This is a genomic window from Pseudogracilibacillus auburnensis, assembly GCF_003201975.1.
Taxonomy (GTDB): domain Bacteria; phylum Bacillota; class Bacilli; order Bacillales; family Amphibacillaceae; genus Pseudogracilibacillus; species Pseudogracilibacillus auburnensis.
Map to the genome: position 1 here is coordinate 1 of NZ_QJJQ01000020.1, position 12,790 is coordinate 12,790.

A 12,790-nucleotide genomic window follows, 5' to 3' on the forward strand; every position below is an offset into this window, starting at 1 on the left:
TTGAATTCTATAATACAAAGCGCGTGACGTTGAAGATGGGATTAAGAATTCCAGCATAAGAAAAGCCATGCTTGAAAATCATACATGGCACAAAAAAATTTGTTTTTTTACCTGTCTACTTGACAGGGGGCAGTTCATTCACGGCTAGTGGCTATTTTAGTTTTTTTACCATTCCCTACATCTGCAGGGGAAGAAAAAACCACAACGACGACATCGACAACATCTTCTGCTTCGTCTACCAAAACACATTGATTTAAACCTCCAAAACATTATTAAAGCCGGCCGACCTTAATACTAATAACATATGAATTTATTATGTTTTCGAGTAGACAAACTTTTGGGTTCAAACAAACATTTTACTTCACTAAGTTAAGACCCTTTAGATTTAAGCACCGCTTGTAATTTCTTACGTGTATTCGGACCATGTACTCCATCAACCTCATACGGTAAATAAACCATCTGGAATCGTCTTATTGCATCTACTGTTTTAGAACCTAGTATTCCATCAACGGCACCACATTTAAAATAAATAGCATTAAGGGCGCGTTGTAATTGTTTAACACTATTACAAACTGAACCACTTCTTAAAATTTCGCTTGGTAATGGGTACTTATAAGATGACTGTGGTTTCTTTGGTGACTAGGTTTACGAGTAAATGTATTTTTACTTTACCCAAGTTGATTGTCTGACCAACTTTTTAGGATCTACTTTCGGGTTAGCAGTGATTAAATCTTCTATGGTAATACCATCCAAGCTATGAGCGATTCCTCGGAATGTGTCACCTTCTTGAATTTTATAAGTTGCAGGTGTTTTTGCCGTTGGTTTACTAACATTCAAAAACATAAATGCTGCTTTATAATTGTAAACACAGCAAACTTTCCAGCTATATCCTAGCATCTTTTGATAGGATTTGTCTTGATTACCAATCTGATCAGCAACTAATGTCGTATGTAATTCCGCAATGGATGCTTTTGTTGCATCGGCTTTATCACTTCGATAATCACCAGCAATACTGATCCCTAGTGAAAATTGATTGCTGTTACCGACATGATAAGTGCGTTGATTTATATCACCCACCTAACGATTTCTTAGTTAAAGAATGGTGCCAAACACGGTGCGTGATTTTTTGTGTACGTCATGAATAGGATCCCTTTTTAGGAATCGATTTTCGATGATCAACAAGTCTTGGTAACTTTTGAAATGCATAACTCATGGTAATATACCCTTTCTAAATTAAAAAGAACAACGATTTATTCGCTACTCTTCGATTTACTATTAGTGTTTCAACTGCTTTTTTAAGTACATCTGGTACTGGTAAATTTGTTTTTCCAACCTTCTCCAAAATCCTTAATAACTCATTGGCCAAATTAAAAAAGATGACCGCATCACGTATGAATGTGCCATCTCCCATAATTTTGTCAATTGAATATCCCACAGCTACTTATGCTAAAATCATCACTTTTTTTGCAATACCTCTAAATCTAATCTTGCTATTTAATTGCCCATAACTTGCCGCAACTAAAACTTCTAAAATATAAACGAATACTATAAATAATACTATACTTGAAGCAAAGGCACCAAACTCCTAATAAAAATGTGACGATTGCCCCAACGACAGTGACAAATGATTTAAATAATGTTTCCATCATTACCTCCCAATTTTAGTCATAAGAAAAACGCTCATGTGAGCGTTAAAAAAAGCACCTTATAAATAAATGCCAAAGTATAAATCAATATTGATATTAAAACTGATAACCATATTCTTTATCTATCTCTAAATATGATTGTAAAGGTACAGAACGTGTTCCAGCACCATGTAGCCATGAAGAAAGCCAAACAATAAAATTTAATAAGGAGTTTTGCCCTAAATCGCTAAATAAATATGGAGAAAATAATTCCTCATATTTCTTATCAGGAAATTGTTGATTTATTGCTTCCCTATGAGGAGAACCTTCCATTCCGTACTTCGAAAGTTTTCTATAAGATCCCATTGAAATCAAAATCCTGTCTGGAATAATAATAAAATCTGGCTGAATTTCTATCGATAATTTATCTACTTCTTCTAATATATTTTTCTTTATTGACTCATTACTAGTACCTTCGAATCCCCACAGTATAAATAAAGAATCATTAATTTTTGGATAGGATGGCACACCTGAAAAACTACGTTTCAGTTTTTTAAAACGAACGCATTTCTCTATCGCATCTTTTATAGTTTCTCTGTTGATATGCGTTTTAACCTCAATCATTGCATAAACAGACTCAACTAAAAATAACTTATTTAGCATTGTTGGATATAGTGCAGAGTTATATAATTGATCGTAAACAACCAAGTCTGCCTGATTCGAAAACTCACCATCTTCTGAAAGTATCAAACCCGTATCTACTCCAAATGCAAACGGCAAATGTTCTTTCAGAAATTCTTGAACGATAACTTCTCTATTTTCACCAACAGATGGATTGTGAGTCCTAAAAGCTGTTCTTACATGATCGGATTTTTGTTTTAAGTTTCTTGATAAATACGAATAATAATCATCTAAAACCACATTATCCCCTCCTTGTCCTCAATCATACGACAAAGAGAGAAATTTTCCCACAAAAAGTAACGGGTGGTTAAATTTTCTCATGTATCAAATTCATAGTCAGTTAATATCCAATTATCTCCTAAATCTCTTGGATGCCTTGGTTTCCTTCCTGTTGAATCTTAAAAACGCATAAGTTTATCTCTATAATCAATAATCTACCCACTTCTCTTTTTCTTTTATAAAATTATTCCTGGTCCAAGCAATTATTATGATATCTGACTCATCGAAAGCATTTATTAAATACTTATTGTTTAAAGACTCATATGCTTCATCTCTCTGGCTAAGTAATGCGGGATTAGTTGTCATGTAAGCGAACAGATTTACTATAGTCATTGAACCAAATTTATTCTTATCAATTAAAAAGTTATCCACATTCATGACTGTCCTATCTGTCTTCAATATATTTGCCGTACTTGGATTAAGCATAATAACTGTAACTTTTAATTTTTCAGAAGCCCAGGTTCTAGTTAATTGATATCTGTACAAATTATTATCTGACATAACTGCAGTTGATTTAATTGTAGTTTCGATAAACTTAATCATTTATTAACATCTTCCTTTTACCTGCTTATTTCGATAAAAGGAGGGAGAATTCCTCTTTAATACAAAATAACGCCTATTCAGCGTTTTCAATTTCTTTTACTTCTTTTCCTCATCAACTCTCGTCTGAACAACATTGATCAATCTTCTTCCGTTGCTTCAAGTGGAATTTCATCTGGCTTCAATCGATAAATTTTATCTTCACCATGTACTAGAGCATGAATTGTTCGTCCAAAATAATGCTCAGGTGCCCGTCTAGTAGGTGTTCCTAGTACTGGACTCTTCCATTGAATAGATGTTCTTTCGATAATAATATTGTTTGCCATTTTATATCCCGCTACGATTTCCTGATCCGAAATAATTTTATCGTCTTCAAACACATATGTTTCCCCTGTCCAGCTTTCACCGATTTCTCGCTCAACACCCTTAATGTCCCAATCCAGTACCGACTGATGATCATCATTACGAGTCCCAATAACTAGGCCTTGTATTCGCCTGCGGATTCACATGTTACTTTCAATTCACCGTCTTCTACAACCCCGAATGCTCTGCCGAAATGCATATATCCGTTTACCCATACATCCACGTCTTTATTTAGATATTGGAAGTAAACAGGCAGTAACATCTTGACCGTTTCGTTGTCTTTGACGGCTTCTATCGTGTAGCGATATAATGTATCTCCAGCCGTCGAACTTTCAACCGCTGAATGGCGTAAACGATGCGTATTTTTTTATCGGGATGAGGATGTGGCATTTCAAAGTTTTTTATCCCACTTACTGTGAGTACACCTGGTACACTCCATCTATTAGTAGCATTAGATGCTGTTCCTCCCAAAACCCCTAGATTATCATTTAATGAACTAGCACGCGTACCTAATGCTACGCCAACATCACTCCTAGCAAGAGAATAGTCTCTAATAAGGACGGATTCTAATCCATTGTTTTCAGAATAAGAGCCTACAGAAATTCCCCGACCTCCTCTCACATAAGCATTAGTCTCAAAAGACAGTTTAGGGATTGCAATCTTTGCAAGAATTAGATTATTTGCAAGGGTTCTAGTTCTTAGGGGATTCATATACTTATTAGCTACATTAGTGGTTGTACCTATATCTGTGACCTCTGCCATTGCATAGTTTTGAACATTACCCAATCCAACTTGCGATTTAGTTACGTTGTTAGGATTATTGGTTAAGTTTGCATGGGAATTTACTTTACTTCGTGCACCAGAAGTTGTTTCCATGATATCGCCATTATAAACCATAGTTCCCCCACCGTTTAGTTGCAGAAATCATCTAAAAATAAAAAGGACACCAAACAACGCTATTGCGTCATTCAGTGTCCGCCATTAAGATGGTAGGACTTTATTCTTTTGTTTAAAATAACTTTAAAATTGCTACAATCAGACTTAATAACAAGGGTGATATTTTAATAAAAAATTCCACAAATTCCTTTTTACTTTTCACCTTTCCGAATGCATATTTTATAAAAATAAGAAAGCCATCGGTTAATATATACAGTCCCAAAAATAAAACTAATATGCTAAAAATAGCAATGATATTTTCATTAATTAGATCAGGTAAAACTTTCATTAAAATAGCTGTAATAATCAAAATACACCCAATAATATAGATGAAATACCTTTATTTTTCTTTTGTGCGATTTCCATTCTAGATATAATCTTTATCAAAAATCCTAAGATTATAAATGTAATACCACCAATTACAATTAACGTGATTTGTAAATGAAGTTCGGCATTATCACCAACAAATGGATTATAATATAACAATGTTACTATTATTATTACAGCCGATAAAAACAACCCGTAATACACATCCCGCTTTTCTTTGTCCTTAGACAATACTATTTTGTTTTCTCTTTCTTCTTTCAAAACTCCTTCCCCTCTTCCCTTCATAGCCCGCGTAAGAGGCTAACTAAATCTCTCGGAAATTTCATTTACAAACAGACTATTTCGGAGAGTTTTATTTTCTACGTTATTTTCATAAAAAACCCCTTCAAACTTTGGGTATCTTGAAGCATTTTCACTTACTACCAAATAGCCTTCAAATTGATTGAATATATTTACATAACAAACAAGATTGTCCCTCTCTTGAATTAAACATGCAATATGGCCAGATTCAATTGCTAACATACTTAGAACTTCTAATCTCGGCGTTTCTTTATTTACTAAATCAACGTTGCCTATAAGACCTCCAATTTCTAAAGAATCACTTTTAATATATTCTCTAATTTTTTCAGACAAGGGATCATCTAAATATTCTTCACCTAATATAAAGGACGTAAATTCATAGATTATTTTAAGTATTGCCTTTCTATAAGAATTTAAATCTACCTTTAATTTTATGTGCATTTTTGGTTTTTCGGTTTTTTCACGTTGTATTTGTTCTTCAATCTCTTCAAGCGACAAAGTTGGCAAACCCTTTCTTTTTAATGTTTTATTTACCATACTAGCTAACTTATCTTCATCAGTAGCATCGACAGAAAATCGAATACTTTTTCCATCTTCGGATACCGTTTGACTTGGTACGATATAAAGAGATTCAGGCTCCCCTTCACTATTAAATCTATAGTGTACTTTTGAACTGTCTTCGCCATCTAAAACACCTTTTCCTAAGGGGTTAGGAATTTTTCCTGACTTTCCTTTTATCTTTTTAGTTAACCTTACAAACTCTATTAAAGTATGATTTACAAGATGGGTATCCACTTTTCTTCCCAATTTGTTATTACATTCCTTACAAACATTGTAAAAAACTAATAGTCCTCCTATAGAATCAGGAAAGATGTGTTCTTTGCTTCCTTTTCTATCTTCTAAACAAAAAATACATTTTATAAGACTACTCAAAACTCTTCCTCTTTTCCCCTTAATACAGATTCAATAACCAAATTACCTAAAACATTATTCCAAAGTATCTAAATCATCTATATCAACAAACCCATTTCGATTAGTATCAAGATACTTTACTTTAGCTCATATTGGTTTTTTTATATCCTTCCTGTCGAATCCGAGTATCTTAACCCTACGATCACGATTTTTAAGCTTTTGTTTATTAAGTGGTTAACTTAATCCATTTTTTATTATACTGTTTTTTCGTCATTCAGTATCCTCCAGATAGCTGGTATTACTATATCAATTCGCTATTTCAAATGCTATTAAATATTCCAATTGCTATACTTTTAATAATCTTAATTCCCTTTTTGGTAAGATTACCCGATGGATCTATGATTTTTTCATCACTTAGCAACATTATTAATTCTGTTGGTAGCTTCCTTCTGAACCTATGAAACATTTTAATTATGTAATTTGGTTCAGCTTCAATGAGTTCAAATGGACCAACCTCGTAAATGTATTCTAGTAAACAATTAGTAATATATTCTTTCACGCTATTTGTATGCTTTAATTGGTTTAGTTCCTTGTTTAAGTTATAAATATGTTTTTCTTTTTCACTAATCTTTTCTATATATTCAACTTGTTTACTCTGTTTATAAATGTCAAGATAAATATGTACAGTTTCGATTGTTTAAGAATGTACAGTTTGGCTTAGTTGGTTGAAATTAATCTTTACTAATTAAATCGATGGTTGGACCTCCGCCTTGTCATCTTTTTGAATATGATTCTTTAATCGATAGGAATCTCCCACGATATTTACTACTGAAGCGTGGTGTAATACTCTATCTAAAATAGCGTTAGCTATTTTAGGATCCTGAAATATTTCACCCCATGATTTAAAATTGGAGTTTGTCGTAAATATCGTGCTTTTTTTCTCATACCTCATATCAATGAGTTGAAAGAACAACTTTGCATCATCTTCATCTATTGGTAAATATCCTATCTCATCGATGATGAGTAGTTTATATTTTGAATAATGTTTCAGTCTCGTTTCTAATCTGTTTTCAAGTTGTGCTTTCTTTAAATTTAGTATCAAATCGTTACACTTTATGAAATATGTACTTGTCCTTTTCTTCGCTGCTGCTATACCGATAGAAGTAGCTAAATGTGTTTTTCCAACACCACTTGAACCTAAGAAAACGATGTTTTCCTTCTGCTCAATAAAACGTAAAGTCTCAAAATCCAATATTTTTTCTTTATTAATTGATGGTTGAAAAGAAAAGTCAAAATCCTTTATTTCCTTTAAATGTGGAAATGCTGCGACTTTCACCATCGCTATCACCATATTAATTTCTTTCATATCAATTTCATAATCTGTTAATTTAATTAATGCGTCTGTAAAAGATAATTCATTCAGATTCATAAAATCGATAGTTTCATCTAGGTGGAGAACCATTTGCGTTAACTTTAGATATTCTAGATTTTCAATTAACTTAGAATAACTACTATTCATTTTTATACACCTCATTAATTGCGGATAAATTCTTTAAAGCAAGTTCATCAATATCATCTTTATATGGTAGATGATTAGATAATGTTTCAACATAATGTTCGTGTTTGAAATTCATCTTTTGCCCACTAATAGGATGTACCGCAATCAAATCCGTGTTATAATAAACATGAATTTGGTTATCATATACTTGTAAACCTACGGTTTTTCCGATGTATCCTGGTGGGACAGAATACATATTGGATTTGAAAGAAAACATATTTGATGTGTTCACTTTCACAAGTGTATGATCAATTTTGTAGAGATCTCGTATGTTCCTATTGGGTAGTGGGGATAAGAGATCTCTTTCTTGTTTTAAATGGAGAACTGGTATTTTCCCAGTACCTTTATGATATTCGTGGTTTACACGATCACATAATTCTTGAATAAATTGATGTAATTCCTCGTAATTGAATTTCCCTTGATAAGCATGGATTTCATCGAGAATTTTCATCGGTGCTTCTACTTTTCCTTTTGTTCGTGGTCTGTATGCAATGCATGGCTGCACATCAAATCCAAAGTCTTTTGAAAATTGATAAAATCGTTCATTTACTTTTCCAGGCTTGTAGGCTGTTCTAGATTCGTCCATCACGGTCTTCATGTTGTCTACTAATATTGTTTTCGGTACACCTCCAATTGCTTCAAAACTTTCCGCTAGGAAAGACATTAAAATAGACTGCGATTTTGATATAGACAATGAATACGTTCGAAATCTCGAATAACCTAATAGGAATACGAACACATTCACATGTAGTATTTCACCATCCTTTGTGATGTATTTGATATCTTCCTTTCAATCTAACTGCGCCTGCTCGGCAGGAGCTGTTTCAAATCGAACAGTTTCTTTGTTCGAGGTACGTCCTTTTCGTTTATCAAAGTATACTTGAAATTCTGGTTTTCTCGATATATAAGCTCTGAAAGTAACATCTGAACACACTAGACCGTGGTTATCTTTTAAATATTGCCAAAGCACCCGTTTATAGTAAAACTTTTGTGGTGTTTTGTCTGAGGGCAGTAATTTAATTACTTCGTAATATTCATCTATTTTTGATTTCCTTTTGCGTGTTTTTAAACTTTCATATCCTTTCAAATATTTATCAATCGTTCGACGATCGACATTTAAATCCTGAGCTAGCTGACTTTTATTCACTTTCATATTACAACTCTCCATTAATAAATTTAATTTTGGTAAGTCCTCCAGCGTATTAATTTCAATCTCTGTATTAATATCAATTTGCATATGCATAATATTCACCTCGGAAATATTATGCAACACCAATCAAATCTTGTACATTCTTATCCAATCGTTTTTGTACATTGTTAGAGTATCATTTATACTCTGTTCAACTCCAGCTTCCTCTAACATCTTCTTAATAGAATCTTCTTTTTCCTTTTCTACTTTCTCTATTTTTTTCTTTTTTTCCGACATTTCTTTCCAGGGGATTCTATCAAACCTTTGATTCATAGCATCACTATTTTTTTCTAGAAAATTTAATGACTTCCCAAATTCTCCCCTCATATTACTTAGAGATTCAACTATATCTTTTGTATGATTATAAGAGCGATTGTAAAAATTATTACTTTGTTCAGTGGCTTTAAAATAAAATGTTGCAGATAAATATATTGAAAAGAAAGCTAATATTAAAGATAATAAAGTAGCGCTATCGACTTTTACCTTCCCAGTTAATAAAAGAATACAAATTGTACACACAACGAAAAGAGCAGCAATGGTAAAAGTCCAGCTATTTCTATTCTTGACAATAGATTCAGTTGACTTACCTCGAATTAGTCTATATCTTTTATTATTTCCAATCAAAACTCTTCCCCCTCTTTTTTCTGTGCTCTTTCCAACTTTATCTAATGATTTATCCAAATTTATCTGTGAATAATAATTACTTATCTTTGAATCCTTCATTAAAAAATAGGCATACGGAACTAACCATACTAATATCCAAATAAATATACTCTTCTTGAATTCCTCTTCAACACCTTCTAAATCCCTACTCCCTAAATCTAATACATCCAAAATTAGTGGCAAAAAACCAAAGATAACTAATAATAATCCTATACACATTGAAATAATCTTCGTATTATTTTTGTAGTAGTTGACAAATTCCAATAGGATTTTTCTTATTCTATAATTCAAGAATTCGATAGACCCTTTAAATAAGAATATGAATAAGCTAAATATTGCTAATGATACCCCTATTGTCAACAGGCTTAAAAAGATAATAGTATTTATACTTGCATAATCTTTATCAGCATTTGAAGTAGCGTATAAAATAGTGTACAAGCTTTGTCCTACCATCAAATACTTTTCTAATAAATCGAGCAACAAAATTGCTAGAAACACTGAGATAGTACCGTGTATTAGCAATCCAAAAATCGCGCCAAACAAATAGACGTTTCTATCAATATATTCTTTATTTAGAAGTAGAATAGCAAGTGTAGAAATACAAATGAAGAAAATATATATATTCCATTCAATTTCCACTTTAATAATAATCTTATTATAGGAAATAAAGCTTAAATTCACTATCAGAATAAGTATAAACTTCTCGATAAGTTTTCCTTTCAAAACTCCTCCCCCTCTTCCTTCCGCATCCACGTATATTCAGCATCTTCCAGATGGTTGGTAGAACTAATATTTGGAAATTCCTTTAAAGTTATTGTGATGGAGGAATTGAAATATATAAAGCGCTTCACAGTCCTTTTTCATAACTTAAATTTCTTACCGATTGAAACTTTCTTCCCTTTTACCTCGTTTATTTAACGTCATAATAATCCAAAATCCTCTAATAATGGACTTCTTTTATGATATAAACTAGTTATTATTTCTTTTTTATTTTTTGTGATTGCATGATGTACCTCTCTATGGCAATTTGGACACAAAGAGATAATATTTCCTGGAACATCAATACTATACTCGAAATCATCTTGTCTATTAATTGGTATTAAATGATGTGCTTCAACATAATTTTGGTTTGTTACTAAAGATATAAATGTAACATGAGTATTATCAATTTCACATTTATAATCTGAGTTTAATAACGATTCTTTTGCAATGCTTGAATCCCTTTTCCATTCCTTCTTTTTTCCAGCTGTAATTAGGGAGTCAGGTCTCGGATGAGGTTGGACAATTGTATTTGAGGCTTGAACCAACAAAATATCTTCTTGGAACTTAATATCCTCAACAAACTCTCTGAAAAGTAAATCATCAACAAAAACATCAATCTCTTTTTGACCAATATACTCAACTATTTTATTTAAATTTTTTAGGGAGGTTTGTATATCAGTAATTAACATTTCCTCATTAAATCCATAGATTGCATATTCCTTAGCATAAATGTTTGCAGCCATATAGTTTTTTGCATTATTTGTGTTTGACAATAAATTAATCTCTGTTAATAGTGATTCACTTTCAAGAAAATTCAAATCTTCTCTTAAAACCTGACTTATTTCTTCCATTTTAATTCTTGGTTTTTTCCCTTAATTTTTTTCTGAAGATAGGAAGTCTCTTGATTAAGTGACAAATAAAAACCTGACATGTCTTTCTTAAAAATTTTATCAGGTAACGTTTTTGTTATTACTTTCTTCATTTCACTATCGAGGGCTACATTATTATTACTCTTTTTATAAAATTCTTTATAGTTCTCTAAGATAAATAAAAACAACTCATTCAAAGCTCTTCCCCCCTCTTCCTTCCAGATCCATTTAAATTAGTTCAATTTTTCATCAATGAGTGTCCTTCAGATGGCTTGTATAACTGATATTTATAAAGATTCTCTAAATTTAGCTAATCTATTAAGTTTAAGTTTAAATGCATCATAAATTTCTTCATATGAATTTATTAATATTGATTTTATAGCTTCATTTTCTCGCGCTAATATAAATGAATTATCAGCAGCTATTAATTGAATGCTGTCAGTGTATGCACTATATTCATGGAAAATCAGGTCTATATACACCTTTAAATCAATAAAATCTTGATAGACTTCTTGTGGAATATAATCATCGTTTACATTATCGAGTCGATATTTAGACTCTCTTACAGCTTCCAATTGCATATTTATTTGTTGTTTTTTCTCGGCTTTTTCATAATTAAGAAGTTCATTTAGATTAGAATAAGTTTCTAAAAAAGAATTTGACCACATTTCTATTAATATAAAAGCTTTTTTATAATTATTCTCAAGTTCTTCCTTTTTACTAGCCAGTTGAAACTTTATATCTTTTCGTAAGACGTATATTGCAACTAACCCTGTGACAATGGCACCTGCTAGTGCTCCGAGAAAATTCGAATTTAGTACATCTATCCAGGATATCTTCAAAACTCTTCCCCCTCTTCCCTCCGCATCCGCTTGACCTTCCCTTGATCTGTAACGATTCTACTCTCCAAACGGTGGGAGTTCTCTAATTTTCGCTTTCCCATCACAGATCACTATTACACAACTGGATGGTATTTCCATTGTATCAATTTCTAGTCTATTAGTCTTGTTTATACCTATATCTTGTATAGCCATAGTAGACTATCTACCGTATATGGTATAATTAATTTGATGTTTGGGCCGGGAGGAATCCTGGTCTTTTTATTTTCTTTTCCGCAAACTAGACATTTTCCTGTTTAATAGCAAACCCTATATTTACCGAACAGCCTGCACTGGATCACCATTTAATTTTTTTCAATGTTTCCCCTCCTTTACATAAAATTCGTAATGCGTCATACATGTAAAAATGTTATAATTCTCCTATAAATGAATCTGAAAGGAGTATCCAATACTTTGGCATTAGAAATGAGAAAAACATGTGAACGTTGCAATTCTTCAATTGATGACAAATCTCTTGCCTATATCTGTGTTCATGAATGTACATTTTGTTCTCCTTGCAATGATGAAATGTTCAGTATTTGCCCAAATTGCGGAGGAGAACTTGTAAGAAGACCTAGGAAACCATAAAGTTGTTATTCATTCCGAAACAGGGCCATCCCCTGTTTTTTGTTGCACATTTTGTGTCCTCTCAATTTACCAACCATTCCTGTACTTGCTCCGCCTCCTCCAGCAAAGTTGTCGACTTTATTTCTTGGAAAAGATTCAGTTGGATTTTAAATATTTCTTATCATTCATTGTTTGGTGGAGCATTGTTTTCCTTTCGAACTTATAAATATTTTTTTGCAAATTTAAGTTTCTGCTCGATGTATGGATCTTCTGTATTTCCTTCAGTAGCCAGCCAATCGGTAATGAGTTTGTTTATATCTTAATATTACTAGCGGCAACTG

Annotated in this window: 16 protein-coding genes and 3 pseudogenes; 1 reads left to right on the top strand and 18 read right to left on the bottom strand. The window is 32.3% G+C overall.

Annotated elements, in window-relative coordinates; translation table 11 throughout:
* Window positions 1-369 precede the first annotated feature (369 nt).
* The 17 genes and pseudogenes from DFR56_RS24070 to DFR56_RS19890 form a co-directional block, all read right to left on the bottom strand.
* A complete protein-coding gene (locus DFR56_RS24070; protein WP_110397195.1) occupies window positions 370-591 on the bottom strand; it encodes a peptidoglycan-binding domain-containing protein in 222 nt (73 codons plus the stop codon).
* Between the two features lie 72 nt (window positions 592-663).
* Complete coding sequence (locus tag DFR56_RS19805) at window positions 664-1,077, bottom strand: LysM peptidoglycan-binding domain-containing protein (RefSeq protein WP_110397196.1); 414 nt, start codon at window positions 1,075-1,077, stop codon at window positions 664-666.
* A gap of 151 nt (window positions 1,078-1,228) precedes the next feature.
* Window positions 1,229-1,561: pseudogene (locus DFR56_RS19810) on the bottom strand (phage holin family protein).
* Entirely contained in the window at window positions 1,491-1,646 is a 156-nt protein-coding gene (locus DFR56_RS23585; RefSeq protein WP_244916596.1) for a hypothetical protein, read from the bottom strand. Before DFR56_RS23585 ends, DFR56_RS19810 begins: the two are co-directional and overlap by 71 nt.
* 96 nt (window positions 1,647-1,742) lie before the next feature.
* Window positions 1,743-2,546, bottom strand: coding sequence for a DUF6602 domain-containing protein (locus tag DFR56_RS19820; protein WP_110397198.1), 804 nt, complete (start codon window positions 2,544-2,546; stop codon window positions 1,743-1,745).
* A gap of 186 nt (window positions 2,547-2,732) precedes the next feature.
* Window positions 2,733-3,128 carry a DUF1643 domain-containing protein gene (locus DFR56_RS19825; RefSeq protein ID WP_110397199.1) on the bottom strand — a complete coding sequence of 132 codons (396 nt, stop codon included), beginning with the start codon at window positions 3,126-3,128 and terminating at the stop codon, window positions 2,733-2,735.
* Window positions 3,129-3,265: 137 nt separating this feature from the next.
* Window positions 3,266-3,505, bottom strand: a complete 240-nt coding sequence (locus tag DFR56_RS19830; RefSeq protein WP_110397200.1) for a hypothetical protein — start codon at window positions 3,503-3,505, stop codon at window positions 3,266-3,268.
* A 274-nt stretch (window positions 3,506-3,779) separates the two neighbouring features.
* Window positions 3,780-4,385: a hypothetical protein gene (locus DFR56_RS19835; RefSeq protein WP_110397201.1), complete on the bottom strand. Its 606-nt coding sequence runs from the start codon at window positions 4,383-4,385 to the stop codon at window positions 3,780-3,782.
* A 345-nt stretch (window positions 4,386-4,730) separates the two neighbouring features.
* Entirely contained in the window at window positions 4,731-5,012 is a 282-nt protein-coding gene (locus DFR56_RS19845) for a hypothetical protein (protein ID WP_110397203.1), read from the bottom strand.
* 39 nt (window positions 5,013-5,051) lie between these two features.
* On the bottom strand, window positions 5,052-5,984 hold the full coding sequence (locus tag DFR56_RS19850) for an HNH endonuclease (RefSeq protein ID WP_158525734.1): 933 nt from the start codon (window positions 5,982-5,984) through the stop codon (window positions 5,052-5,054).
* A 724-nt stretch (window positions 5,985-6,708) separates the two neighbouring features.
* A complete protein-coding gene (istB, locus tag DFR56_RS19860; RefSeq protein ID WP_110397206.1) occupies window positions 6,709-7,482 on the bottom strand; it encodes an IS21-like element helper ATPase IstB in 774 nt (257 codons plus the stop codon).
* A pseudogene (gene istA / locus DFR56_RS19865) lies at window positions 7,475-8,764 on the bottom strand (IS21 family transposase). The gene istB and the pseudogene istA overlap by 8 nt, the downstream one beginning before the upstream one ends.
* Before the next feature lie 33 nt (window positions 8,765-8,797).
* Entirely contained in the window at window positions 8,798-10,096 is a 1,299-nt protein-coding gene (locus DFR56_RS19870) for a hypothetical protein (RefSeq protein ID WP_110397207.1), read from the bottom strand.
* A gap of 197 nt (window positions 10,097-10,293) precedes the next feature.
* Window positions 10,294-10,986 carry an MrcB family domain-containing protein gene (locus tag DFR56_RS19875; protein WP_110397208.1) on the bottom strand — a complete coding sequence of 231 codons (693 nt, stop codon included), beginning with the start codon at window positions 10,984-10,986 and terminating at the stop codon, window positions 10,294-10,296.
* Window positions 10,974-11,201, bottom strand: coding sequence for a hypothetical protein (locus DFR56_RS19880; RefSeq protein ID WP_110397209.1), 228 nt, complete (start codon window positions 11,199-11,201; stop codon window positions 10,974-10,976). The genes DFR56_RS19875 and DFR56_RS19880 overlap by 13 nt, the downstream gene beginning before the upstream one ends.
* 90 nt (window positions 11,202-11,291) lie before the next feature.
* Window positions 11,292-11,846, bottom strand: a complete 555-nt coding sequence (locus DFR56_RS19885) for a hypothetical protein (RefSeq protein ID WP_110397210.1) — start codon at window positions 11,844-11,846, stop codon at window positions 11,292-11,294.
* Window positions 11,843-12,038, bottom strand: a pseudogene (locus tag DFR56_RS19890) (XtrA/YqaO family protein). The gene DFR56_RS19885 and the pseudogene DFR56_RS19890 overlap by 4 nt, the downstream one beginning before the upstream one ends.
* A gap of 258 nt (window positions 12,039-12,296) precedes the next feature.
* Here DFR56_RS19890 and DFR56_RS19895 point away from each other — a divergent pair.
* Window positions 12,297-12,470 carry a DUF1272 domain-containing protein gene (locus DFR56_RS19895; RefSeq protein ID WP_110397211.1) on the top strand — a complete coding sequence of 58 codons (174 nt, stop codon included), beginning with the start codon at window positions 12,297-12,299 and terminating at the stop codon, window positions 12,468-12,470.
* A 199-nt stretch (window positions 12,471-12,669) separates the two neighbouring features.
* On the opposite strand, the gene DFR56_RS23870 is transcribed toward DFR56_RS19895, so the two are convergent.
* A complete protein-coding gene (locus DFR56_RS23870; RefSeq protein ID WP_342353178.1) occupies window positions 12,670-12,765 on the bottom strand; it encodes a DUF6877 family protein in 96 nt (31 codons plus the stop codon).
* Window positions 12,766-12,790: the final 25 nt, after the last annotated feature.

What these genes read in the sequence shown, in the direction of transcription:
- DFR56_RS23585 (WP_244916596.1), bottom strand. Translation starts at nt 1,646, where the DNA reads ATGGAAACATTATTTAAATCATTTGTCACTGTCGTTGGGGCAATCGTC.
- DFR56_RS19825 (WP_110397199.1), bottom strand. Translation starts at nt 3,128, where the DNA reads ATGATTAAGTTTATCGAAACTACAATTAAATCAACTGCAGTTATGTCA.
- DFR56_RS19835 (WP_110397201.1), bottom strand. Translation starts at nt 4,385, where the DNA reads ATGGTTTATAATGGCGATATCATGGAAACAACTTCTGGTGCACGAAGT.
- istB (WP_110397206.1), bottom strand. Translation starts at nt 7,482, where the DNA reads ATGAATAGTAGTTATTCTAAGTTAATTGAAAATCTAGAATATCTAAAG.
- DFR56_RS19875 (WP_110397208.1), bottom strand. Translation starts at nt 10,986, where the DNA reads ATGGAAGAAATAAGTCAGGTTTTAAGAGAAGATTTGAATTTTCTTGAA.